The organism is Escherichia sp. TW14182 (assembly GCF_000208525.1).
GTDB classification, from domain to species: Bacteria; Pseudomonadota; Gammaproteobacteria; order Enterobacterales; family Enterobacteriaceae; genus Escherichia; species Escherichia ruysiae.
Genome location: NZ_AEJZ01000350.1, coordinates 1 through 881, shown reverse-complemented (window position 1 = coordinate 881; position 881 = coordinate 1). Strand labels below are relative to the sequence as shown.

Genomic DNA, 881 nt, shown 5'->3' with positions numbered 1-881 from the left:
ATATATCCTTTCAGTAAACTGTCAGTGCCGAATTCTTATCCGTGTCCGGCGCACGACCACACGTGACAGCGTGTTGGTCTCCATTTTTAACCGCATCCCAATGGAGGATAAAATGCCAACAAAACTATGCCCAGCCTGTAATTCTTCGTCTGATTTTTCAGAGAAGAATGGTTATTATATTTTTGATTGCCCTAAACACGGTGTATTCCATATATCAAAACTTGATGGAATATTTGTGAAACCAAGTCAGTATCAGGCTGACAAGTTAAATAAAATTCTCAATGTCAAAAGAGCGTCAGGCTATACGGGACCTATAGAGGTTTTACCGCGTCCTCGTCTTGTGGAACTGGATTAAACCAGTGCTCCTGAATCGCTCGTATTTTTACCCTCGGATGATTGCCGGGGGTGATTATTAATTCTGGCGGACATGGTTCTCCATTATGACAAATTGCGCTATAAGTGAAATCAGCCAGAGCAGTGCCGGTCATTATTATTCCGAACTTATCAAGCAGCGAGAGCAAATCACGCAAACAGGAGTTATCAGTTTTTTCGTTATAAAATGAATCCCCTGATGCAGAGAGCATTTCACCTCGCTCTGCGATGCGTTTGACCATTTTCCAGAATTCTTTTTTTGAATACTTTTCCTCGACATAAAAACCCATCGCCGAGGCAATCCGCTTTGCAGCTTCTTCAGTATCCTGGTTGTTTGTTACCGAAACAGAGTACAATCCGATAAACGCATCGCGCACATTACGAGCCATATTATCAGTGTCTTTTTTCGTTACCGATTCCAATGCAAGTTCGTTCAGGTGTTGACGGAGTGTCTGTGCTGCAATCTCCTGGATTGATAGTGGTAAATCTTTAAATTCCATCTTTAACCC

General features: G+C 42.2%; 2 protein-coding genes. One reads left to right on the top strand and one right to left on the bottom strand.

All coding sequences use genetic code 11. The annotated features are described in order from the left end of the window. Positions 1-355, top strand: a 355-nt coding sequence (locus tag EQY_RS27005; protein WP_237712285.1) for a hypothetical protein, incomplete at its 5' end; no start/stop codon positions are given. Here EQY_RS27005 and EQY_RS27505 read toward each other — a convergent pair. Next, positions 312-872 (bottom strand): hypothetical protein, encoded by a 561-nt coding sequence (locus tag EQY_RS27505; protein WP_000394523.1) that lies wholly within the window; start codon positions 870-872, stop codon positions 312-314. The two genes, EQY_RS27005 and EQY_RS27505, sit on opposite strands and share 44 nt — an antisense overlap. Between the last annotated feature and the right edge of the window lie 9 nt (positions 873-881).

Coding starts and splice junctions, on each gene's coding strand:
- EQY_RS27505 (WP_000394523.1), bottom strand. CDS start 872: ATGGAATTTAAAGATTTACCACTATCAATCCAGGAGATTGCAGCACAG.